Source organism: Microcystis sp. M_QC_C_20170808_M3Col, assembly GCF_007095505.1.
Taxonomy (GTDB): Bacteria; Cyanobacteriota; Cyanobacteriia; order Cyanobacteriales; family Microcystaceae; genus Microcystis.
In genome coordinates, this window is the sequence record NZ_SFBY01000426.1 from 1 (window position 1) to 21,210 (window position 21,210).

At 41.8% G+C, this 21,210-nt stretch carries 22 protein-coding genes and 1 pseudogene; 15 read left to right on the plus strand and 8 right to left on the minus strand.

What is annotated here, in order from left to right; genetic code table 11:
* The first annotated feature begins 213 nt into the window (after positions 1-213).
* The 4 genes from EWV84_RS19585 to EWV84_RS19600 all read left to right on the plus strand — a co-directional run bounded on the left by EWV84_RS19585 (position 214) and on the right by EWV84_RS19600 (position 4,416).
* Positions 214-615, plus strand: coding sequence for a universal stress protein (locus EWV84_RS19585; protein ID WP_045360719.1), 402 nt, complete (start codon positions 214-216; stop codon positions 613-615).
* A 438-nt stretch (positions 616-1,053) separates the two neighbouring features.
* On the plus strand, positions 1,054-1,278 hold the full coding sequence (locus EWV84_RS19590; protein WP_002800048.1) for a DUF2811 domain-containing protein: 225 nt from the start codon (positions 1,054-1,056) through the stop codon (positions 1,276-1,278).
* A gap of 49 nt (positions 1,279-1,327) precedes the next feature.
* Complete coding sequence (gene pth / locus EWV84_RS19595; protein ID WP_287079505.1) at positions 1,328-1,954, plus strand: aminoacyl-tRNA hydrolase; 627 nt, start codon at positions 1,328-1,330, stop codon at positions 1,952-1,954.
* Between the two features lie 134 nt (positions 1,955-2,088).
* A complete protein-coding gene (locus tag EWV84_RS19600) occupies positions 2,089-4,416 on the plus strand; it encodes a WD40/YVTN/BNR-like repeat-containing protein (protein WP_287079507.1) in 2,328 nt (775 codons plus the stop codon).
* A gap of 120 nt (positions 4,417-4,536) precedes the next feature.
* Here EWV84_RS19600 and fumC read toward each other — a convergent pair whose 3' ends face one another.
* Positions 4,537-5,940: a class II fumarate hydratase gene (fumC, locus tag EWV84_RS19605; protein WP_287079508.1), complete on the minus strand. Its 1,404-nt coding sequence runs from the start codon at positions 5,938-5,940 to the stop codon at positions 4,537-4,539.
* A 642-nt stretch (positions 5,941-6,582) separates the two neighbouring features.
* Here fumC and EWV84_RS19610 point away from each other — a divergent pair.
* The 7 genes from EWV84_RS19610 to EWV84_RS19640 all read left to right on the plus strand — a co-directional run bounded on the left by EWV84_RS19610 (position 6,583) and on the right by EWV84_RS19640 (position 10,716).
* The gene (locus EWV84_RS19610) at positions 6,583-7,014 is read left to right on the plus strand and encodes a hypothetical protein (protein WP_287079509.1); all 432 of its coding nucleotides are present in this window, start codon (positions 6,583-6,585) and stop codon (positions 7,012-7,014) included.
* A gap of 276 nt (positions 7,015-7,290) precedes the next feature.
* The gene (locus tag EWV84_RS19615; RefSeq protein WP_287079512.1) at positions 7,291-8,052 is read left to right on the plus strand and encodes a hypothetical protein; all 762 of its coding nucleotides are present in this window, start codon (positions 7,291-7,293) and stop codon (positions 8,050-8,052) included.
* A gap of 553 nt (positions 8,053-8,605) precedes the next feature.
* Complete coding sequence (locus tag EWV84_RS19620; RefSeq protein ID WP_287079538.1) at positions 8,606-8,983, plus strand: DUF433 domain-containing protein; 378 nt, start codon at positions 8,606-8,608, stop codon at positions 8,981-8,983.
* Complete coding sequence (locus EWV84_RS19625; RefSeq protein WP_002791850.1) at positions 8,980-9,372, plus strand: hypothetical protein; 393 nt, start codon at positions 8,980-8,982, stop codon at positions 9,370-9,372. The genes EWV84_RS19620 and EWV84_RS19625 overlap by 4 nt, the downstream gene beginning before the upstream one ends.
* 333 nt (positions 9,373-9,705) lie before the next feature.
* On the plus strand, positions 9,706-9,912 hold the full coding sequence (locus EWV84_RS19630) for a hypothetical protein (protein ID WP_158198448.1): 207 nt from the start codon (positions 9,706-9,708) through the stop codon (positions 9,910-9,912).
* The gene (locus tag EWV84_RS19635) at positions 9,912-10,181 is read left to right on the plus strand and encodes a type II toxin-antitoxin system RelE/ParE family toxin (protein WP_287079515.1); all 270 of its coding nucleotides are present in this window, start codon (positions 9,912-9,914) and stop codon (positions 10,179-10,181) included. Before EWV84_RS19630 ends, EWV84_RS19635 begins: the two co-directional genes overlap by 1 nt.
* 247 nt (positions 10,182-10,428) lie before the next feature.
* Positions 10,429-10,716, plus strand: coding sequence for a YggT family protein (locus EWV84_RS19640; protein WP_287079518.1), 288 nt, complete (start codon positions 10,429-10,431; stop codon positions 10,714-10,716).
* 4 nt (positions 10,717-10,720) lie between these two features.
* Here the strand turns inward: EWV84_RS19640 and gshA are convergent, their stop codons facing one another.
* Positions 10,721-11,875: a glutamate--cysteine ligase gene (gene gshA, locus EWV84_RS19645; protein ID WP_287079521.1), complete on the minus strand. Its 1,155-nt coding sequence runs from the start codon at positions 11,873-11,875 to the stop codon at positions 10,721-10,723.
* A gap of 39 nt (positions 11,876-11,914) precedes the next feature.
* Positions 11,915-12,307: a pre-16S rRNA-processing nuclease YqgF gene (locus EWV84_RS19650; protein ID WP_052275734.1), complete on the minus strand. Its 393-nt coding sequence runs from the start codon at positions 12,305-12,307 to the stop codon at positions 11,915-11,917.
* A 344-nt stretch (positions 12,308-12,651) separates the two neighbouring features.
* Between EWV84_RS19650 and EWV84_RS19655 the strand changes: the two are divergent.
* Positions 12,652-13,118 (plus strand): annotated as a pseudogene (locus tag EWV84_RS19655) (IS30 family transposase); the annotation flags it as partial.
* 14 nt (positions 13,119-13,132) lie between these two features.
* Here EWV84_RS19655 and EWV84_RS19660 read toward each other — a convergent pair.
* A complete protein-coding gene (locus tag EWV84_RS19660) occupies positions 13,133-14,944 on the minus strand; it encodes a sodium:solute symporter family protein (RefSeq protein ID WP_287079524.1) in 1,812 nt (603 codons plus the stop codon).
* A gap of 43 nt (positions 14,945-14,987) precedes the next feature.
* Positions 14,988-15,356: a hypothetical protein gene (locus tag EWV84_RS19665; RefSeq protein WP_287079526.1), complete on the minus strand. Its 369-nt coding sequence runs from the start codon at positions 15,354-15,356 to the stop codon at positions 14,988-14,990.
* A gap of 153 nt (positions 15,357-15,509) precedes the next feature.
* Here EWV84_RS19665 and EWV84_RS19670 point away from each other — a divergent pair, with 153 nt between their 5' ends.
* On the plus strand, positions 15,510-15,683 hold the full coding sequence (locus tag EWV84_RS19670) for a hypothetical protein (protein ID WP_172970560.1): 174 nt from the start codon (positions 15,510-15,512) through the stop codon (positions 15,681-15,683).
* Between the two features lie 12 nt (positions 15,684-15,695).
* On the opposite strand, the gene EWV84_RS19675 is transcribed toward EWV84_RS19670, so the two are convergent.
* On the minus strand, positions 15,696-16,298 hold the full coding sequence (locus tag EWV84_RS19675) for a chromophore lyase CpcT/CpeT (protein ID WP_287079528.1): 603 nt from the start codon (positions 16,296-16,298) through the stop codon (positions 15,696-15,698).
* Positions 16,299-16,375: 77 nt separating this feature from the next.
* Positions 16,376-17,401, minus strand: coding sequence for a cyanophycinase (locus EWV84_RS19680; RefSeq protein ID WP_287079531.1), 1,026 nt, complete (start codon positions 17,399-17,401; stop codon positions 16,376-16,378).
* Between the two features lie 220 nt (positions 17,402-17,621).
* On the opposite strand from EWV84_RS19680, the gene EWV84_RS19685 reads away from it, so the two are divergent.
* On the plus strand, positions 17,622-18,770 hold the full coding sequence (locus EWV84_RS19685) for a substrate-binding domain-containing protein (protein ID WP_287079533.1): 1,149 nt from the start codon (positions 17,622-17,624) through the stop codon (positions 18,768-18,770).
* Positions 18,771-18,976: 206 nt separating this feature from the next.
* On the opposite strand, the gene EWV84_RS19690 is transcribed toward EWV84_RS19685, so the two are convergent.
* Positions 18,977-20,206, minus strand: a complete 1,230-nt coding sequence (locus tag EWV84_RS19690) for a site-2 protease family protein (protein WP_287079535.1) — start codon at positions 20,204-20,206, stop codon at positions 18,977-18,979.
* Positions 20,207-20,269: 63 nt separating this feature from the next.
* Here EWV84_RS19690 and ruvA point away from each other — a divergent pair, with 63 nt between their 5' ends.
* A complete protein-coding gene (gene ruvA / locus EWV84_RS19695) occupies positions 20,270-20,899 on the plus strand; it encodes a Holliday junction branch migration protein RuvA (protein WP_287079536.1) in 630 nt (209 codons plus the stop codon).
* The last annotated feature ends 311 nt before the right edge of the window (positions 20,900-21,210 follow it).

Consider the following 21,210-nt stretch of genomic DNA (forward strand, 5'->3'; position numbering starts at 1 on the left):
TTCAGGGAAAAAGTACCTGAATTTTCCCCCTGATCACTCCCATGCCTGGTACTTTTTGATTGACAAAAAGTCTAAAAGTCTTACCAAACAAGGTTTTTAGATTTATTCAGCAGACCCTATCTAGGCTTATTATCCTTAGATAATGGCAAAATAAAAGATTTTTTGCTCCGGAATCTTAATTGGAAGTTTGTTTAGCGGCAGGATTTAGTCAAAATGTTTAAAAATATCGTTGTTGCCTTAGATTGTGGGGAATTATCGGATCGAGTCCTTCAGTCCTTGAATTCCCTTTCTCTAACGGCAAATTCTTGCATCATCCTCACCCATATCCTCGGCAAGGAGGGAGATGAATCGCCAGTTGATCGCCCTCACCCCTCCCGTGAGATCATTGAAGATCAATTGCGCTGCTATCAATCCCAGATTGCTGCCCCTAGTGAAATCGAGGTCATCTTTGGTGATCCAGCGGAGGAAATTATTCGTTTAGCTAATATCTATCATGCTGATCTGATCGTGATCGGCAGTCGGGGATTAACGGGAGTTCAACGGGTGATCGAAGATTCTGTTAGTAGTCTCGTGGTGGCAGAAGCTACCTGTTCAGTATTGGTGGTAAAAGCATAGCAGCCAGCATTCAGCTAGAAAAGGTACTCTGGCAAGAGTGCCTAAGTAGTCTTGAGCATCACTACGGATTAAAATTTGCAAATCTTATTTTTCCCCAATGTTTTCCCCCATACATTCCCCGGTATTTCCCCACTCACTCCCAAGTTTTCCACAGTTTACCCAGACTTTTCCACAGGCAACAGCGATAGAATCGGCACTTGCTGCGAGAAAAAATTAATCTTGATTGTAAAAATTCCCATCGATAGATACTGAGTTATTGTTAAGTTGAGTAAATAAAATCTAGCTCTAACCCTTATTCGCTCGTAAATATTAAGTTTTTCTAAAGCATTCCTTTACATCTGGTAATATTGCAACTCCCCCCAACTTGGCTCACAATAGTCCTTACTGTCCACTGCACCAGTCAGGGATTTCCCCACTTCAGATTCAGAGGTAAACGATATGAATACATCCGTCAGTATCTTGGCAGAAATCCCCGAAATCCTCCACCAATCCCTACAACAATATCTAGAAACTCACCCCGGTTGGGATCAAGATGGCGTGTTTACGGCGGCTTTATCATTTTTTCTACTTAATTGTCAATCCTCCGAAAGGATGAATTTTGAGGAGCAAAATAGCTGTGCCAAGGTTTATCTAGAAACTTTGTTCCAGCGCTCGGAGTGCTAATTCGGTGATAATAAGAGTCGGGTCATGGTTAAAAGCCCGATTTTCCCCTATGAATTCCGATAAAACCCCTAATTTAATTATTCCTCAGTTAATTATCGGTTTGGGTAATCCCGAACCCAAATATGATCGCACCCGTCATAATATCGGTTTTGAAGCTGTGGACTCATTAGCGCGGGATTGGGGGCTATCTTGGCAGGAAAACAAGCGATTTCAAGGTTTTATCGCTGAGGGTGACAGTCCTCTCCCGGGCAAAATTCGTCTCTTGAAACCCCAAACCTATATGAATCGCTCCGGGCAATCGGTGCGAGCGGTGCTAGATTGGTATAAACTAGCCCCAGAGTCGATTTTAGTCATTTACGATGATATGGATCTGCCCCTAGGCCGGTTGAGAATCCGTCTATCGGGATCGGCGGGCGGACACAACGGTATTAAATCGATGATTGCCCACGTTGGCACGGAAAACTTCGCTCGTTTACGCATAGGAATCGGTAAATCAACCGAAAAAGCGACAATTTCCCACGTTTTAGGCCGATTCACCCCCCAAGAAAACCAAGTTATCTTGAAAGTGTTAGACTTGTCCAGAAAAGCGATCGAACTTGGTCTCAAACAAGGGTTACAAAAGGCAATGAGTCTCTACAATAATCAAAGTGTAGAGATTGGTTCTAATCTATGCTGATAGCAAATAAGCCTGATTTTAGTAATGGTTATAATCGCCATTTTCGTCTATACTCTTACAGAACCCTTGCTTAAATTTTGATCGCCCTTTGCTAGATTAGGTCAATTTTTATCCTCGATATTAGCAGTTTAAGTATGATTAATCGCCAAAGTTTGCTGAGATTCGCCTACAAGTTTAATCTCATTTTATTGATAATCGCTACAGTTTTTTGTCTTTGGAGTAATGCTGCTTTTGCCCATCGTCCCCATGATGTGATTAGTCAAGTAGAAGTTTCTCCCGATTTCCAGACAGATAATACAGTATATATCTTGGTGCGAAATAACTTTTATAAGTCTAGGGATGGAGGTAGCAACTGGACAAGATTAATTCAAGGTTTAGATTATACGGGGGAATTAAGTTCCCTATCCCTATCTCCCCTCAATAAAAATATTCTCTATTTAGCTTCAAGATCCGATGGTATTTATAAAAGTGAAAATGCGGGGGAATCTTGGCAGAAAGTTAATCAGGGTTTAGAAACTAAATTTATTAACTTCGTAGAAATTGCCCCTTCCGATCCCAATATAGTAGCGGCAGCGGGATTAGAAAAAGGGGTTTATTTAACCGAAGATGGCGGTAAAAATTGGTCAAATATTTTCCCCACCACGGCACTGATAACCTCTCTAGCTATTACTCCCAACAATCCTGATCGAATTTTTTTCGGGGATGAACAGGGTAAATTATATACTTCCTCCGACGGGGGAAAAACTTGGCAGAATCTCCCCTTACCTGCTAATGTGGGGGCAGTGGATACAATTGCTTTTTCTCCTAATTTAGACAGGGATAAAACCTTTTTTGTCGGCACAAAAGAAGCAGGTATTTTTAAAACCGTTGATGATGGTAAAACCTTCCAAGCTGTTAACGAAGGAATTAAAGATAAAATCATCGAAGACATCGTTATTTCTCCCCAGTATGCCCAAAATTCAACCCTTTATGCCATCACTTGGTATGACGGAATGTATGTTTCGCAAGATGGGGGCAAAAGTTGGACAAAAATGAGCGAGGGTTTAACCAAAGATAAACAGGCTGATGATTATAAAGTTCCCCATTTTATGGATTTAAAAGTCGTTGAAGATACGATGTTTTTAGGGGGATTTAATGGCTTATTTAAAACCACGGATAGCGGCAAACAATGGCAGGAAATAGAAACGTTAGCCCGGGGAACAGTTATCGCCATGGCGGTTTCTCCTAATTATACCGAGGATGCCACTGTCGTCATTGCTAATTATGTAGGCAATATCTTTATCAGTCGGGATAAAGGGGAAACTTGGACACCAATTAATCGCGGTTTAGAGGTTTATCGACTTGGTAAAGATCCCGAAGAATCAGGACAAGATCCCCGGCGTTTCTTTGACATTGCCTTTTCTCCTAACTATGGACAAGATAAAACTATTTTTGCGGGGTTTTTACGCAATAAATTTGCCAAATCCGATAACAGTGGTGATTTCTGGAAAATTATCGAAATCGATCAGAAAGTCCGCGGTCCGAGGATAGTTCCTTCCCCAGATTTTGCCAAGGATAAAACTCTTTTTCTCACCAATCAGCAGGGGAGAATATTTCGTTCTACCGATGGAGGAAATACGGTTAAAAAGATCAGTGAAGTGGGCAGAATTTTTGGTAATTATGCCCCTGCCATGGTAGCTTCCCCTGATTTTTCTAAGGATAAAACTTTGTTTGTCACGGGAACAGAGGGTATTTATCAAAGTGTTGATGGTGGACTAACTTGGAAAAATGTCAGCCAAGGACCCCCCCTATCAAAAACCTCTAATGTGCAGTTGGCAATGTCTCCCAATTATCCCAAGGATGGAACTATTTTTGCCGGGACAATTTCTGGTTTGTTTGTCACCAAAGATGGGGCTAAAAGTTGGACAAAATTAGAGAAACCGGGGTTTAATCCTAACACCTCGGTAGAAACCATTGCTATCTCTCCTGATTATGCTAATGATCGCACGGTAATAGTTAGTTTACAGGGAGATGGTTTATTTAAATCTACCGATGGAGGAGAAACTTTTCAATCAATTGGTGATCCTAAAATACCCCTAGTGAAAATTCATAGTATCCCTTCCTCTGGTATCTCCGTCCAGTTTTCTCCTAATTACGCTCAAGATAAAACTTTATTCGGTTTTGGTGGCTCTAAAACTACAGTTTTTCGTTCCACCGATGGGGGAGAAACTTGGACAAGTGTAACTATTCCTCCTCACGCGGAAGAAAATACACCCCGCTATAAAATCGGTGAATTTTTCTCTGGTCCCCTTGGCACAATCTTGCGCGTGGTTATCCCGATTCTCCTTGCAATCGTCGCTTATTTTCTGGTGGGTTTCCTGAAACTGGAGAAAGTTATTAATCTTCCTAAATCCTTCTTCCCCATGGCAGCAGCATTTATGATTTTTCTGTTGGTTTTCTTCGCTATCATTAGCCAAGTTTAGCGGAAATTTTGACCGGCGGGGCTTGACAAATCCCGCCGCTTGCCTTATGCTTATATATATAATGGGAATCCGTGCCTGCCTGCGACCTCTGATTTTTACGGCAGTCAACCCTTCAGGGAATTAACCATCGGCAACGTAGGGATTAACCATTTTAGCGGGGTTAACAATGCGCTCAAAATCCTCTTCCTTGATGTATCCTAGTTGCAAGGCTGCCACTTTCAGGGTTAAATCCTTTTCTAGGGCATAATGAGCGACGTAGGCAGCCTTTTGGTAGCCAATCACGGGACTTAATGCAGTCACCAGCATCAAGGATTGATTTAAAAAAGTCTCAATTTGTTTTTGATTAGCAGTCATCCCCTGAACCAAAAATTGACAGAAATTACCGCAACCATCAGTGAGCAAACGGATAGACTGCATGAGATTATGAATCAACAGCGGTTTATAGACATTCATCTCCAGATGTCCCCCAGCACCTCCCATCGTCACCGCTAAATCATTAGCTATCACCTGCACTGCTATCATCGATAAAGCTTCGCATTGGGTGGGATTAACTTTTCCCGGCATAATTGAAGAACCCGGTTCATTTTCCGGCAGCTGTAATTCTCCGATTCCACAACGGGGACCACAGCTAAGTAAACGGATATCATTAGCAATTTTATAGAGGGAACTAGCGATAGTTTTCAGTCCCCCGCTCAAAAAAACCAGAGCATCGTGGGAACCTTGCACGGTAAACTTATTAGGAGCGGTAATAAAGGGTAATTTGGTCAAATTAGCGATTTCGGCAGCCACATCTTCAGCAAAACCGAGAGGAGCATTAATTCCCGTACCGACTGCTGTTCCTCCCAAGGATAAACGATAGACTTTTTCTAGACATTTTTCTAGCCAATCGCTGCCATCATCTAATAAACCCACATAACCGGAGAATTCTTGTCCGAGGGTTAAAGGGGTGGCATCCTGTAGGTGAGTGCGGCCAATTTTAACTATATTTGCCCATAATTGCGCCTTTTCATCGAGACTATTCCGTAATAGTTGCAGACTGGGAATTAATTTTTCCTTGACTGCCAAGGCAACGGCAATATACATGGCCGAGGGAAAGGAATCATTAGTCGATTGGGACATATTAACATGATCGTTGGGGTCAACGGGGGTTTTGCTACCCAGAGGATTCCCCGTCAGTTGACTGCAACGATTGGAGATGACTTCGTTGATGTTCATGTTAAATTGGGTGCCACTTCCCGTCATCCAAACGTAGAGGGGAAAGTTATCCGCGTGTTGTCCGGCTAAAATTTCATCGCAGACTTGACAGATAAGGTTTTTTCTCTCCTCACTCAAGCGCTGTTTTTGCTGATTGACAATTGCACAGGCTTTTTTGAGAATGGCATAGGACCGGATCATCTCCCGGGGCATGAGATTATCACCGATACTAAAGTATTGTAGGGATCTTTGGGTCTGCGCTCCCCAAAGTTTATCGGCAGGTACGGGAATTTCTCCCATGCTGTCTTTCTCGATGCGAAATTCTGTCATCTTTAAGTTACTTCTGCATCTGGCCTGAAAAGAGAGGAGTTGCGGGGCGACACGGATTCCCATTATAAGAATAATTATAAGTCAAGTCTAGCTAGTTTGTCAAGCCTTATTGAGGATTTTTTCCGATGTTAGGGACCAAAAAGAGCGCAGTTGATCGAGTCGGTTTGATGGGTGCAAATTTATTTCTATGATTATCGGTAACGTCAATGCTAATCGTGAGGCAATTATTCAGCGATCGCTGATCTGGACAATAATTGCTGGCTACCGTTGGACGTTGTGAAAACTTTCTCAATTGGTGAGGAGCGATCGCCTAATGCTGGATTAACTTATTCACTGGGATCAAGTTACAGCTTTGTAAAAGATTGGTTACAGACTAAGCCAAGAGAGAAAACTAGGGGTAAATTGACAGTAATCTTGCCGATCACCCTTGGAAGACGACAAGAGTTAGTGCTGTTTGCAGTACGCCAATCTGCCTAACACGCTTTTGGGCGTGATATACGGAAAACTTCTCGCGATCACTCCACTTGAGCGTAATATACGGAAAGATTCTTTTAAAAGTGCGTATTTAGCGTAGTATAAGGAAAGTTTCCGTATATTATATAGTTATACTGACCACGAGCATTATCTTGAAGGAAGATTGAGATGAGAATTTACAGTGTTTTGGTGACTGTGTGTGCAGTTGCTTTTCTTGGCTTTGAAGAAGCGAGTGCTCAGCAATTTGACTGTTCTAGGTTTATCTACTCTGGTAGCCAGCTTTATAATAACCATGATTCGCCTAACGGAAAATTTGCTGGTTCGCTTAGGATTGATAATACCTATGTTTGCGGATATGCTACTTGTTTCGTTGGTAAATTTCCTGATCGAAATCCCAGCTTTAAAGGTAGCTTTGCAGGTAACAATATGGAATTTGAACGTAAAGTCTACACTGGGGAAGTTACTCCTGCTGGAGATCCAGGATATGCTACTCAAATATGGTCTGGTATTTGCAGATCCTCTGAAATTCAAGGTACATGGAGAGACAAGCCTGGAACAGGCTCTGATTTCGGTGGGACTTTTAAAATTTGGAGACAATGATTCATTATGAAAAGCATAACAAATCATTGGAGCGGACAATGTTAGAGATTTTGGTGTTGAGTTGATAGGCGATCGTTTGCCGCTCAATTTAACCGTTAGACCACCAGCCGTTTTGAGTCCTCTGGCTAAGTCTTTTGCTACTTGCAAAGTTGGCTCTACCGAACCTGTCATGTAAAACTATCAACAACTCATGCTTGTAAAGCTTGTATACTAAGGCTTTGAGTTTTTGTTAGATTGATATTTATCAACTTTAGAGCATTGCTGGGCAGCAAAGTTATGAATTACTCATTGATAAAGCAACGTATTCAGGATATTAGTGTCACCTTAGGAGCAATTACTACAATTGTGGCAGGATTAACGGCAATCTGGAATTTATACCTCTTTGCCCAAAGTCAATCAAATAGAATACAAAATGAAAACAGAACAAATTTATCAGCTTATGCTTCCTATGGACAATATTTAAAAACTTACCAAACTGATATTCAGCCAGCTATTTCTAGAATCCTCCAACGAAAGTGGAATGAATTGGATGACGAAAAGTGTAGAACACTAATTATTGAGAAAACAAAAAGTAAATCAGGAATTGAAGTTTTTGGAGACCCTAAGTATAATGATTTTAGAATTGCTCATAATTTCTATGAATCATTAGGTTTTTCACTTAAGAATAAAACAATTAATTTCGATATTGTTTTTGACTTGTTCACATTTCCAGCTTATTGGGATTTAGGAAGCAAAAAATGGTATTTATCAGGCGATGCTAAAGCGTGGCTAAAACCAAATTTTAGTGTCCTTAGACCAATGCGTGAATGCATTGGAAAAAATTATTTTGGCGAAGGAAAAGCATTGAAGGACTTTTCGGATAATATAGATCAATTAGGGTATAACTATCTTTATAATAGGCTTGTACACAAATTTAAAAATGATGAGTGTGATTTAAAAGCAATAAATTCTGCAGTGTGTAATTTATTGAAAAACAGAATTCAAGACTTTAAAGCAAATAAAAATGGTAATGAAATGTGGAAAAGACTTTACGAATAATTTTAAAGTGTAAATGGTTCTTGTCTGATGGTTCTAAATTTATCCATACAAGTCTATCATCTCGTCTAACAAGCGCCTGCACCGGAACGGATCGTTACATAATCACTTATGTTGCAAGCTGCAATGCCGTCCGGTGAGGCGAATGCCGTTATGCCGCTTCAAAACCGCAAAAAAGGAGGTTTATTATAGCTGAACGATTAGCAGTTGATGTTTCACAAACTTATGAAAGTGGATTTCTTGGCAGGCGAGGAGACGATAAATTTCCTTGCACCGGAGCAAGAATAACACGGGTGGAATTCCACAAAGAGGTTTCCAAACACCGTATTACTCCCATTGATGATGGCATAGGACGGGGTGACGCTCACACAAATGATACTGGACTGCCAGATGTTGGAGTTCACTACTGGCTAGATGCAGGAACAAGGCTGAAATACGTTTTGAAAGTCTGGGTCGAGGATTAAGGATTTTGTGAATCAGTCGTTGGGGGGCGTTGGCTCCCCTTGCTTTTTTTGTGCGCTACTATGGAACTAAATGGTTAAAAGCTAAGACTGCTATGGCACTGGCATCGAGTGGACAAACAGCTATAATCTGCACAGAACGAGGGCTTACAATTGCGGGTACTCGTATTACTCTGTATGACGTGATGGATTATCTCAAAGCTCAGTATCCACCCAAGTTTATTCGTGATGCATTCAATCTTACAGATGCTCAGATTCATGCTGCCCTTTCCTACATTGAAACACATCGAACAGAAGTGGAAGCGGAGTATCAGGAGGTTTTAAAGACTGCCGCAGAAACTAAACAATTTTGGGAAGAGAGGAATCGCGAACGTTTTGCTCGGATCGCTGCTACTCCTCCTCGTCCAGGCTATGAAGCGGTTAGAGCTAAACTTCAGGAACGGAGAGCAAAGCGGGAAGCGAAGAAGCAATGATTGTTCTGGCTGATTACAACTTGAATCGGCAGGCAATTCTGATCTCTGGAAGTCTTGTTGTTAGCGGGTTATTAGATCTCGCTCTAATTCGGTTGAGGACATTTGAAGACGTTGGCTTACCCGCAGACAGCAATGATCGAGTAGTTTGGAGATTTGCCCAAACCAACGGGATGCTCTTACTTACGGCAAACCGGAATGCGAAGGGTGAAGACTCGTTGGAACAAGTAATGCGTGAAGAAAATCAACCGACTTCATTTCCGATCATTACGATTGGCGATCCGGATAGGGTCAATGAATCTGACTATCGAGAACGCTGCGTTGAAAGGCTTGTAGAAATTGTGATCGATATCCAAGACTATATGGGGGCTGGTCGGTTGTTTATTCCATAAGGTGATTGGCGCATCATATCTGTTGGTGACACGGCATAACAACCCCAATGCACACCGACCGACGAAAGCTAATCAGTTATGATGCAAAGTCTATCTGCGGCGGGTGAGTTCAACCGTTAGACCAAGCAGCGATCGCAGACTGAGATGATGCGATCGCCGATCTTGTAGGGTGCGTTACTTAACGCACCTTTTTACTTTTAATTGTGATAAATTTGTAATATTTATGCGTTACACTTCGCTAAGATATTCTAAGAAAAAAAACCTTGAAGTTATCGGCGATCACTGATAAACTATATATAGAAACAAATATATAAAATCTTTAAGGAGATAAATATGACATTTAGTGAAGTCGTAGAAGCAATTAAAACCTTATCTTTAGGAGAAAAGGAAGAGATACAATTTCTTTTAGAACAGTTTTTAAGAGAAGAGCAACGTGACAAAATTTATCAAAACTATTTGGTAGCCAAACAGAACGAGAAAGAAGGAAAACTAAAATTTTCCTCAGATACGGATGAACTAATGCAGTTTTTAGAAGAATAATGATAGAAATTAGTTTTGATGAGTCTTTTAAGCGAGCCTTCAAAAAACGTTTTCAAGGCGACCATGAGTTAGAAAGAAAATTTCGGACAAAGCTAGAAAAATTTCAAGAAAATCCGTTTGATCCATCTCTCAAAACTCATAAATTATCAGGCAAACTTAAAGAATTATGGAGTTTTAGTATTGAGTATAATCAAAGAGTGATATTTTATTTTACAGACGATGAAAAAGCCGTTTTTGTTGATATTGGTAATCACGATCAAGTCTATTAATTGAAAGTGATAGCCGCTATTGTAGGGTGCGTCCTACGCACCTTTTGGCGTTGCTGAATCAAGGTATGAATGCCGACTGTGCATCGTATCCAAAAGTTAGTTTGAGTCTAGGTTTTAAAAATCCCACAAAAGAAGATTCATATCTCAAATCAGCAACGCCCACCTTTAAACATAATTATTTCAAGATAGAACCAAAACTGCTATATTAGGACAGAGGCAATTAGTAAAAAAACTTAATTTAGGGACTATGGACACAGTGATCGCATTGAGTTGGACTTTGGGAATTATCTTAGGGTTAATGACCCTTCTATTTATCTTACGGATCGTTTTAACTTGGAATCCACAGGTAGATTTAAATAGCTTTCCCTTTAATATTATTGCTTGGCCAACGGAACCTTTTTTAATCCCCGTGCGTCAACTCATCCCACCCTTGGGAGGAGTTGACATTTCTCCGATTATTTGGGTGGGAATTTGTACGCTGCTGCGGGAAATTCTTCTCGGTCAACAGGGTTTAATTACCATGGCCTTAAAATAATTATTTAAGCGACTAGAATATGCTGACATAATTTATGTTCTAACTCTCGTTCCTGTTTTTCTAGGGTAATAATCGCCTGTTTGATAATAGTTTTAACATCCATACCTTGGTCGTATTGTTTTAACCATTGTTGTGCAGTGTTACCTTCGCGGAGGATTTTTTGTAAGGGAGAGAGGAAACAACTAAAACCCTTTTCTTTAGCGATAGGATAAACTTGAACATAGAGGTCTTTAATCCAATCCCTAGCTAAAATTTCCCGGCCATCGTACCAATGTCTCAGGGTGGCATCAAGACTAAAACGCGCGGCAGCTTGTTCGTTTTCTTGGGTTAAAGTTAATAAATCCTCGCCCCGATTGCTGCTGGGTAATTGACTTAAAATTAAAGGGTCTAATTGGGGATCGTGTAAAAGTTGAATTAAACGGGCCTCTAAAAAAGCCATAACTGCTAATAAACTAATAGGATTAGCAATCAGGTCACAAATTCGCAATTCTAGACGATTGAGATTATAGGGACGATTGCTACCGTTAGGACGTACTGAGACCCAGAGATGACGAACATTCTGCATCGTACCGATTTTTAATTGTTCCTCGGTCCAAGTGACAAAATGTTTATGACTTTCAAAGAGGGGAACATAAGCGGGAGTTTGGGGGAAAACTTGCCAACGACGGGAATGGGAACCAGTGATTTTACCATCGAGAAAAGGAGAGGAAGCACTTAAAGCTAAGTATAAAGGAGCTTCTAGGCGAATTAAGCGACAGGCACGCATTAAATCCTCATAATCGCTAATACCGACGTTAATATGAATACTGGCCGTGACTACATTAGTGCCGTAGGTCTGTTCAATATAGTCATGATAGGGATTTTGAGGGTCACTGCGATAAAAATGTTGACTATCGCCCAAGGAGAGGGTACTGCCAGGGATTAGGGTATAATCGCCTAAACGACGCAAATATCGCCGTAGAGCGAGACGAGGTTTTAAAGTAGCGCATAAAAGACGGTCATAGTTAGTCATGGGAGCCGTGGTATATTCTACGTTACGACTATCCGGTTCTCGGACAAAACCATCTAAATCCTTGACAATGCGATCGGATAAACCGATAATTTCTCCGGCTGCTGTTCCGGTGTACATTTCTACTTCAAAACCTTTACTTAGGAGCATCGTCAATCCACCTTGCTGTGTCTATTTTGTAGTGTGACATTATTTGGACTGTAAATGACGTTCGATCAGCAGAATCGCCACTATATCATCAATGGGGCGATCGGGAAGACGCATACCTTGGGGGATGAGTTTCTGTAATCCTTTGGGGGGGAACATTTGCCAATAGCGATCGCGCGCTTCTAGGGTACTATTGCGTTCATCCACTAGAGTAATCGGGATAGTGACACGAGCGGCAATTTTTTGGTGCCAACTTTTCGAGGTGGTTTGATTCCCCATCACCAGTAATTCGATCGGATATTGTTGACAGAGACTGGCTAAACGCTCGATCGCTTGTGACGATGCTATCACCTCATGGGTATAAATTTTCCCCGTCGATGATCTGACTGCGATCCCACATTTATCCTTACCCGGATCAAAACCCAGAATACACATAGTTTTTATCTCCTGCAGCAGTGGTCGGTTTTATTAAATCATTAAATTAGGGGGTCGGGTGTTGGGTTTTGGGGTTTTAGCAGGGTAAGCGCATCTTAACCATCCTTGACAAAATTAACTTTATGTGAGTTGCTTACCCACGATTCAGGCATATTTGAGGAGAATTTGCCATCTCAATTGTTAAGCAAAAATCGACCAAATGGGTCGAGTTCGTAACTAGGGTTTGCGGCAAAAAGTTTCTCCTGGGAGCAGGGTGTGGGGTGTGGGGTGTAGCGCTAATTCAAAAATGAAACGCATCAACCTCAAGAGTTGACAGAAAAAGGCTCATCAGATACTGTCATTGAGAAAGTGACACAATGATTGGAGGAAATCATCTAGGAGTTCTCGTTACTCATGTGAACAAAGCCTCGAAATTTCTAGTAGCAGGATTGGCCAAAAACAAAACCGCCTCGGAAATCAACCCTTGTCACCGAAAAACTTTTCCAAGAGATTCCCCCTGACCAAAGAAAAACCTTTACTTGTGACAACGGGAAAGAATTTTGTGGACATCAAGAGTTGAGTGGGAAATTGGGAGCAGATTTTTATGAGTGCTACTCCTTACCATTCTTGGGAGAGGGGATTAAACGTCCATACCAATGGACTATTAAGACAATTTTTTGCCAAGGGAACGAATTTTAAAATTGTTAAGCCAGAGGAGGTAGAAAGAGCCGTAAACTTAATTAACAATCGTCCTCGAAAATGCCTTAACTATCGTACCCCGAATGAGGTATTATATGAAGGTAGATCAGACAGTGATGCAATTCAGACTTGAATCGGCCTAACTGCCTAACCTAAATCTCGGTCTTTAGTGACGGTAATTTCCTTAGATAAATGTCGATACCAAGTAAAATAGAGACCGATAGAAAGCAAAAGAAAAACCAAAGCCAAAATCTTCAAACTTTGCCACTGCTTGATGATTAAAACAATCCCCATCATAAAGAGGACTAATTGCCAAGGAACGGTGAGAAAAGCGGCGATGATATCCCGTTGATTTTCCGCTTTAATTTTTGCCTGTAGGTTAGGTTTAACACTTTGACGGACTTCTCCCCAAAAGCCAAAAGGTCGGGTAATATTATAGAAATTTTCCATAACTAAACTATCGGTGGGAGGAGTTAACAAAGTAGCGATAATACAGCCAGCTAAAGCGAACAAACTCGGCACAAGAAAGAGAATAAGTTCCTGATATTGACTGTGACGAAAGAAAGGTAAAATTATCGCTTGTGAGGCAATAGCCGCAATCATTCCCGCTAAAGTTCCCACGGCAAAACCATAACCATTAAAGCGCCACCAATACCAACGCAATAGGAGAGGAACTGCTAATCCTACCCCTAATCCCGTGGTTAACCAACCCCAAATATCATTGACATTTTGGATATTAAAACTCAAAACTAAGCCAATTACGACCACAAAAACCGAGGCCAAACGACCTTGAAAAACTAACTCCTGTTCTCCCGCATTCGGTTTCAAAAAAGCTTGATAGATATCTTTGACCCAATAGGCAGCACTAGCGTTAATAACTGCGTTAAAAGTGGACATAGCTGCCGCCAAAAAAGAAGCAATTAATAACCCTTTCATCCCCACAGGAATGTATTGAGTAATCACCGTGGCGAGAATTCTTTCTGGATCTGTAATCGTGCCTTCGGTTAAACCATAGTGAATACCTAAAACCGCAAAAGCTGTGACTAAAGGCCAACGGAAAGAAAGCAGAATAATCCAGAATAAAGATAATAAACCGGCATCTCGATCGCTTTTGGCGGCTAGGTATCGTTGTAACATATAACCACCGCTGCCGCTGCAACCTTCGATGATGGTTTTAACTAAATAAAAGAAAATCACCCCACCAAACAAATTAAAGATGGCATAATCTCCGGGTAAATCCAAAGTCAGGGAGGGAAAAATACTAGCCCAGTCGCTTAAATTCCAAGTTTTTAGCTCCGCTGCCCCCGGAATTGCTACGGTAAAAGTATCAGGAAGATCAACAGTAAAAAAAGCCACTGTCGATACATAAATTACCGCCACAAAAATCAGAAATCCTTGAAATAAATCGGTAATTACCCCACCATAAAAACCACTGGCCACCGTATAAATCAAGGTTAGAAGAATTAATATCACCGAAGCAAGACGATCATCCATGCCCAAAAACTGCCCTAAAAATTTCCCCCCCGCAACGGAGAAATAACTCATCGCACCGATAGAGAATAAGAGAGTGGCGACGGCGCTAATAATTCGGGCAAAATTCCCCTGTTTTCCAGTTCCAAAGCGAAATTGCATCCATTCCGCCATGGTCATAACTTGGGCGCGACGATTCCATTTGCCCATAAAAGCCATGAGAAAGGCCATAATTAGGACAACACCGCCACGGATTTCGATAAATAGTCCTTTGGGGCCGACGGCGTAAATTAGGGCAGAAATGACCATAGTTCCCGCTAAATCGGTGTTAGCTGCCATTCCCGACACCCCCAACATCCACCAGGGCAAATTACGATTACCTAAAAAGTAGGATTCTAGACCTTGAGAAGCTTTTTTCTCGGCTACAATCCCGATTATTAGGGTTGCTGCCAGATAAAGCAGGATAATTACATAATCAATTAACTGCATAGTTGAGATCAATTTAACTTTCGATCGTTATAGCATCAATTGACTACGATTTCTGGCTAACGGTTTCTTTTTCTAAGACTTGCACCCGTTGCTCTAGCTTTTTTAAATCTTCCTTTATTTCAATTACTAAAGTGGCTAAACGCTGGAACAGTGGGTCACTTTCCCCGACTACTTCCCCATTTACTATACCCGTTCCCGATCGCCGTTGGGGAATCGGAGCGGCATTTTCCCCGCGGGTGGATATTCCTCGAATCTGACTTTCAAGGCGCTCGACTCGATTGCGGAGACTAATTAACTCCGATCTTACCGCCGTATCCGATTGTGCTTTGCTGGCATTAACAAAACTCAGTATTAGCAAAAGGGAGATAATCAGCGTTAAAAAGCCATAAAAAGAGATTTTAGCTAATTTCATCGATTTTACCTCCTATCTATCTTACCCAACTTAATGTTAAGAAACGTGGCTAAATCTAAAGCTTAATTGCAATTCTGCCCCCAGGTGATTAGTTGCTCAAAAGAGGATGATAAGGTAAAAAACACGATTTTGTGGAAATTTGGCCTTATCTCTATGTATAAAAACTCGGATAAAGATTTTCTCGGAGCGGCAATCACAGCCGGTTTAGGTGCGGGAATCGTCACTTCTTTTGCCGTCAATCAAGGACAAGACATCGGTACAGCTTTAGGAATTACCGCTTTAGCGGCTCTTTGCGGTGTCGTCTGCCGTCATTTTGACCTAATGTGATTGCAATCTTCCTCACACATCCAATTCTGCCGAAAAATCCCGTTTTTTCTCGTATTGATAGGGACCGAGCAGAGCGCCCCAAATTCCCTTACCGGTGCTGGGATCTAGGCCTTTATCGTAGGTTGTTAGGCTATGACTCGTCACCTCGAAACCTAAAGCCACCTGATAGGTTGTACCCTCATAGGTGAATTGACAGCGCTGTTCCGGTTGCGGTTGGGCGATAAACTGGTATTGATTATCAGCGAGAGTATGGACTTTGACCGCTAAAGTGCAAGTAGGCAGGAAAGTTAGGTCTTCTAAGCTAATTTTTCGCAAAATATCGGGATTTTTGCCCGCACCTTGCACGGATTTCAGGTCATTAAACATATAATGCCTCACCTCTAACCCTCCCGATTCCGAGCGCATTAATCGCCACAGTCGCGGTCGGTAAGGTTGGTCTAAATTGATTATACTCGCCTGTTCGGCAAAAAGAGCGATGCTGTCTTCCCGAAATAAAGGCAGCGGACGCAACCATAAACGCAGGTGAACGTACCACACCGGTTCTGCTTGCGCTTGCCGTTGATTTTCAAATTCACCTGCGAGATACCGACCGAAAGTGATTAATTCAGGGGTCATAGGTCAAAAAATTCTCCTTATTGCCTCAAAATTAATCCTAACACCCAGAGAACTCACTTTTTTGACAAAAATGACCTTCAGGCTACCGGAACCCGCTTAAACCCGGCTATTCCCCCTTTAGTGTACCAATATTCCCAGCGACCGCCAGCAGCACTAGACCAATCCTTGAGGTCAAATTTACCGCTGCCGGAGGGAGTTCCCGCGATGCGATAGACTTTCACCGCTTGACCGTTATTATTCCAGATTAAAGGCCGATCCGGCTCCATCTGTTCGGGTAGAGTCCCGTTAGTTTGCAGAAAATAGGCATCTTGTCCCTTATCGGTGCCGTTGCCGTAGACTTTGGCGATACCATGCTCATCGATCGCCAGAAAAGCACCTTCTTCTAAACCGATAGCGTAGGCGGGCAGTTGATTGTGATTATCGTGTACATTGCGGGCTAAAAAACCAAAAAGGCGACCATATCTTGTTTCGGGATGATCTTGATTGAGTCGATCCAAATGGGTATCTGTCACGACTTTTTTGAGAAAAGGAACCCGAATAAAATCACTCCGATAGAAGTCTTTAGTGTTGAAGTGAAAGGGATTATTTAAGATTTCCGAACTCAGTACCCCTTCGTGAGTGGGCGCATAGTAAAAATCACCCAGAATAGCCATTCCTGCGCTGGTTCCCGCCACGGGAACTTTTTTATCATTTATCAGATAATTGATCGCTGTTTCCACCTTTGTGCTTTCCCACAAATCCTCGTACTGATTTTGATCACCACCGGCAAAAAAAAGAATATCGGCATTACGAATATATTCGATAACATCAGGATGATTCGCCGCTTCACGACTATCAATTGATAGTTCCGCCGCCGAGCCGATCAGGGAGCGGTAATTATCGCAAATCCAATCAGCTTGACCGCCAAGATTGCCAAAGCGCAACACTAAGTAATTACCGCCTTTAGCTCGATTCAATAACCATTTTGTCGCCTGATCTTCTCCTAATTTACCTCCTTCCGCTCCCCCGATTAATAAAATACCCGATTGATGTTTTACCGACTGAAAATTGGCTTGTCCACAACGACAAGAATAAAGAAAATCTTGGTCATTATTGTCTAACATAGTCTTATACCCTCGCTCCTTAGCTTACTCTCTCTATCCTAGCTTTAACTAGGACAAAATCAGAGTTTTCTACCATAAAAGTTAACAACAAAGCTGATCTATAGCTGAAATCGGTAGCGGCAAAACTCCCTAGTTTACATTCTGTTAAAAATCGTTCTATAATAATTTAAGGCTAGAAACTGGCAATTATTACTGTTGAAGTTGAAAATCGGCGGGCGATATGTTAAACAGACGTTCTTTTTTGCAAGGATTAGGTACAATCGCCTTAGCGGGAGGTTTAAGTGGCTGCGCTTCTGGAAGCGGCGATCCGAGCATTTTTCTCCTATCTGGTTCGATTCCGCCGCGATTACTAACAGATTTTCGGAAAACTATTGCCGAAAAAAAAGTAAATTTTCAGTCGGAAAGGCAGCTGAAAGAGCTATTAAAATTGTTGGAAAAATGGTTAAAAAATCAGGAGCAACCAGCCTCACAATTTTCGATTCCTATCCCTTTTAGGGAACAAAACCCAGCGCTGGGTAATTTAGTCACCCTAGGGGATGCTTGGCTAGGAAAAGCGATTACCAACGGCTTAATTCAACCCCTAGATACTTCTCAACTTTCTAATTGGTCAAAACTGCCCCCCCGTTGGCAAGAAAACATGACTCGCAATGCCCAAGGACAACCGCAAACAGAGGGTAAAGTCTGGGGTGCGCCCTACCGTTGGGGAATGACAGTAATTGCCTATAATGAGGAAAAATTCGCTCAATTTGACTGGCGGCCACAGGATTGGTCCGATCTATGGCGACCGGAATTAACCGGTAAAATTGCCCTAATCGATAATCGTCGCGAAGTCATCGGTTTAACCCTAAAAAAATTGGGTTATTCTTATAATTCTAGTGATTTAAAGCAAGTGACGGCACTAAAAGACCAGCTATTTGCTTTACAAAAACAGGTAAGATTTTATAGTTCTCAACATTATTTACAACCCCTGATACTCGGTGATGTCTGGCTATCTGTGGGTTGGTCTAATGATATTTTACCAGTGAGCGATCGCTATAATAAAATTAAAGTTGTTGTCCCCAAATCTGGGACTTCTCTCTGGTCAGATGTGTGGGTAAAACCAGTTTTAACTACTCCTAATTCTCTTGTCGAGCAATGGATTGATTTTTGTTGGCAACCAGAATCCGCCACTAAAATTTCTTTATTTACCTCCGGATTATCACCCCTAATTCTCACTCAAAATCCCGACCAAATTCCCCCAGATATTAAAAATAATCCTTTACTTGTCAATCCAGAAGCAATCAAAAACAGCGATTTTTTAAACCCTTTATCGCCAGCAACCGAGCAAGAATACGAGCAATTGTGGCAAGCAATGCGACAGTTAGTATAGTCAGGAGATAATAGACAAAATTCTGCGAGAATGTTGAGGTGAAAATTACATTTACCTAACTGATTCTAGCTGATAAGTAGGGAGGCACAATTATTTGTAGGATGGGTTAGTAACCCATGCGGGCGTTGGGTTTCATACTTCAACCCAACCTACGTTCATCTTATATTTAATTCCACCCACCTACTTAACTGATAACTGATAACTGATTAAGCGGTTTGACTTTGGGTTTCTTGGGCGAGAAAAGTAAGGATAGAAGCTTTCTCAATTAACCCCAAAACCGTGCCGTTTTCTTCTACCACTGTCACTTGAGATAAATTTTCGCCTTCCAAAATTTTCACCACATCTAGGAGGGAAGTATTAGACAAAACCAGTTTGAGACTTTCGCTAGTTTGTAATAACCGGCCGATATTTACCTCTGTCCATTGGGAAGTGGGAATCGTTTTCAGAGCCTCTACATTAATCACTCCTAATAGTTTACCTTCGCTATCGTTAACTAGGAATTTAGACCATTGTTGTTTACCGATAACATAATTATTAGCAAACTCGCGCAGGGTTAAATTAATCGGCACTACAGGACTATTAGGAGAGATAACATCTTTAGCGGTGTAGCGACTTAGGAAATCTTGAACCTTAGCTGATTGAGCGGAAAAGCCAGCATTTTGTAGAAGGAAAAAGCCAATTAATAGCGTCCAAGCACTGCCAAATTGACTGATTCCGAGAATTGATAGCGCACCGATGACAATCGCTAACCAACCAAAAAATTGACCGAAACGACTAGCGAATAAAACCCCTTTATTGGGATTACCCGTTACTTGCCAGACGATGGCTTTAAGGATATTACCACCATCTAAAGGTAAACCGGGGATCAGGTTAAATAACCCTAGGGCGAGGTTGATATAGGCCAGGAGAGAAAGAATCGCCGCCAGGGGCGCGCTTAAACTAATATTGGAACCAATAATTAGGAAGATACCGAAGAGCAGTAAACTAACTAAAGGGCCAGCAATTGCTACTAGAAAAGCTTCTAGAGGAGTTTTCGATTCTCTGCCGAGAGTTGCCAACCCACCGAATAAAAAGAGGGTAATTGATTTGACTTCAATACCTTGGGCGATGGCAACAAAACTATGACCTAATTCGTGGGCAACCACGGAGGCAAATAGGAGAATAGCGGCAAAAAATCCTAATAGCCAGGGCATGATTCCCGTTAACTGGGGAAACTGACTTAAATCTCTCCCATAGGTTAAGGTAATTAACCCCAGAACAAAGAACCAAGAAGGATTAATATAAAAGGGAATTCCAAAGAGATTCCCGACTCTAATGTTGCCATTCATTTTGTATCTTCTCCAATTATTGGGGACTAACGCCAAGAAGATTAGGTTATCAATTACGCCATTCACTTCTGTTAACAATTGTAACAAAAATGAAAATCTCCCCGGCATTCCTTCAGGGAGTAAAAACCGTCATCCCTGTGGTTCGGTTATTTTCGTAGGAGAATTAAATCAATGATTAATTATTTACGGGGACAAGCGATCGAGGTGATCAAAACCCCTAATAACCGACTGATCTTGATTTTAGACGTAAACCAGATCGGTTACGAAATCCAAATTCCCTCGCGATTAGCCCTAGACATCGGCAACGATAACAATGATAGTTGTCAGATTTTTACTCACCTACTCCTTCGCGAAGACCAGCCTTTATTGTACGGTTTCGGCACCGCCCCAGAGCGAGATCTGTTTCGTCAACTGCTTTCCGTCAACGGAGTTGGGGCGCAATTAGCCCTAGCTTTAATCGATACCTTGGGGATTGAGGAACTTGTGGTGGCGATAGTGACAGGAAATACCAAAATTTTGAGCAAAACCCCCGGAGTCGGCTTAAAAACAGCAGAGAGAATCGCTTTGGAGTTAAAAACTAAATTGGCAGCATGGCGACAACTAAGAGAAGCGACGACGACAACCACGGCAATACTACCGGCAGCGGAAATCCTCGAAGATGTGCAGATGACCCTTTTAGCTTTAGGATACAGCCGGGAGGAGATCGATCGAGCTATCGCAGTCCTCAGTCAAGATGCTTTATTTAGTAAAAATACTCAGCCAGAAGACTGGATTAAAGGGGCCATTAATTGGCTAGGTTGACATACCCCACGCCGTAAACGGACGTGGATTCTTCTAGCATCACTGCTGAGAATTTCGGGCTTCGACGATGTGGACTTGAATTAGATTCCTAGCGAAATCCCACCCAGAGGTGGTTCTCTCCTCAGACTTTCGCGACCTTACAGAAGCCTGTTCTCGTATGCCCTACGATACAGTTCAAAACCTCTAAAATACTTGGTTTCTTTGGTACTTGACGCTTAGAGCTTTTACCTATAGGAGCATTCCCCTATAGAACCCCATAACTCTAGTTTTCAAGGTGCGTTCATCGGTTGATGACTGGGTTTTTTAAGCGG

What these genes read in the sequence shown, in the direction of transcription:
- EWV84_RS19585 (WP_045360719.1), top strand. Translation starts at nt 214, where the DNA reads ATGTTTAAAAATATCGTTGTTGCCTTAGATTGTGGGGAATTATCGGAT.
- EWV84_RS19590 (WP_002800048.1), top strand. Translation starts at nt 1,054, where the DNA reads ATGAATACATCCGTCAGTATCTTGGCAGAAATCCCCGAAATCCTCCAC.
- pth (WP_287079505.1), top strand. Translation starts at nt 1,328, where the DNA reads ATGAATTCCGATAAAACCCCTAATTTAATTATTCCTCAGTTAATTATC.
- EWV84_RS19600 (WP_287079507.1), top strand. Translation starts at nt 2,089, where the DNA reads ATGATTAATCGCCAAAGTTTGCTGAGATTCGCCTACAAGTTTAATCTC.
- fumC (WP_287079508.1), bottom strand. Translation starts at nt 5,940, where the DNA reads ATGACAGAATTTCGCATCGAGAAAGACAGCATGGGAGAAATTCCCGTA.
- EWV84_RS19610 (WP_287079509.1), top strand. Translation starts at nt 6,583, where the DNA reads ATGAGAATTTACAGTGTTTTGGTGACTGTGTGTGCAGTTGCTTTTCTT.
- EWV84_RS19615 (WP_287079512.1), top strand. Translation starts at nt 7,291, where the DNA reads ATGAATTACTCATTGATAAAGCAACGTATTCAGGATATTAGTGTCACC.
- EWV84_RS19620 (WP_287079538.1), top strand. Translation starts at nt 8,606, where the DNA reads ATGGCACTGGCATCGAGTGGACAAACAGCTATAATCTGCACAGAACGA.
- EWV84_RS19625 (WP_002791850.1), top strand. Translation starts at nt 8,980, where the DNA reads ATGATTGTTCTGGCTGATTACAACTTGAATCGGCAGGCAATTCTGATC.
- EWV84_RS19630 (WP_158198448.1), top strand. Translation starts at nt 9,706, where the DNA reads ATGACATTTAGTGAAGTCGTAGAAGCAATTAAAACCTTATCTTTAGGA.
- EWV84_RS19635 (WP_287079515.1), top strand. Translation starts at nt 9,912, where the DNA reads ATGATAGAAATTAGTTTTGATGAGTCTTTTAAGCGAGCCTTCAAAAAA.
- EWV84_RS19640 (WP_287079518.1), top strand. Translation starts at nt 10,429, where the DNA reads ATGGACACAGTGATCGCATTGAGTTGGACTTTGGGAATTATCTTAGGG.
- gshA (WP_287079521.1), bottom strand. Translation starts at nt 11,875, where the DNA reads ATGCTCCTAAGTAAAGGTTTTGAAGTAGAAATGTACACCGGAACAGCA.
- EWV84_RS19650 (WP_052275734.1), bottom strand. Translation starts at nt 12,307, where the DNA reads ATGTGTATTCTGGGTTTTGATCCGGGTAAGGATAAATGTGGGATCGCA.
- EWV84_RS19660 (WP_287079524.1), bottom strand. Translation starts at nt 14,944, where the DNA reads ATGCAGTTAATTGATTATGTAATTATCCTGCTTTATCTGGCAGCAACC.
- EWV84_RS19665 (WP_287079526.1), bottom strand. Translation starts at nt 15,356, where the DNA reads ATGAAATTAGCTAAAATCTCTTTTTATGGCTTTTTAACGCTGATTATC.
- EWV84_RS19670 (WP_172970560.1), top strand. Translation starts at nt 15,510, where the DNA reads ATGTATAAAAACTCGGATAAAGATTTTCTCGGAGCGGCAATCACAGCC.
- EWV84_RS19675 (WP_287079528.1), bottom strand. Translation starts at nt 16,298, where the DNA reads ATGACCCCTGAATTAATCACTTTCGGTCGGTATCTCGCAGGTGAATTT.
- EWV84_RS19680 (WP_287079531.1), bottom strand. Translation starts at nt 17,401, where the DNA reads ATGTTAGACAATAATGACCAAGATTTTCTTTATTCTTGTCGTTGTGGA.
- EWV84_RS19685 (WP_287079533.1), top strand. Translation starts at nt 17,622, where the DNA reads ATGTTAAACAGACGTTCTTTTTTGCAAGGATTAGGTACAATCGCCTTA.
- EWV84_RS19690 (WP_287079535.1), bottom strand. Translation starts at nt 20,206, where the DNA reads ATGCCGGGGAGATTTTCATTTTTGTTACAATTGTTAACAGAAGTGAAT.
- ruvA (WP_287079536.1), top strand. Translation starts at nt 20,270, where the DNA reads ATGATTAATTATTTACGGGGACAAGCGATCGAGGTGATCAAAACCCCT.